1 protein-coding gene is annotated in these 529 nt (G+C 47.4%); it reads right to left on the minus strand.

Annotated features, from left to right (window positions below):
* The coding region (locus tag R7R24_RS30150; protein WP_318120647.1) for a PTS fructose transporter subunit IIB at positions 1 to 529 on the minus strand (529 nt) is incomplete at both ends.

Below are 529 nucleotides of genomic sequence, written 5' to 3' on the forward strand. Positions count from 1 at the left end.
TATTTTTCGAAAGGGTTCCGGTTCTTTGATCGCGACATCATGAGCAAAAATCACTAACTTCGCTTTCTCGATGTCTTTCTCGGTAATTCGGTTGATGACGCCATTCGCCCCTTGGGTTTCGACTTTAATCTTAATGCCGAGTGCACAAGCTGCTTTTTCCAATGACTTCGCCGCTAAGAACGTATGTGCCACACCTGATGGACAAGATGTAACCGCCAAAACATCCGCCTCACCTTCGCCTTGAACAGAACCATATACTTGAGAATGACCTGTATAACTCTCATCTTCGGTGACGGTTTTCTTTAGTGCAATCACGATCAATGCCGTGGTAACTGAGCCCGCAATCGTGCCGATGATGTAACCAATTTTTCCATCCACAACAGGGAGAACAATCCAACCGCCCCATGGTGCATGGTTCATTACGTGGAACATAAAGCCAATCACGTTACCGACAATGCCACCAGCCACAATAGCGGGTAGCACTCTTGCAGGGTCGCCAGCGGCAAAAGGAATCGCACCTTCACTAATA

The organism is Vibrio sp. 704, assembly GCF_033339295.1.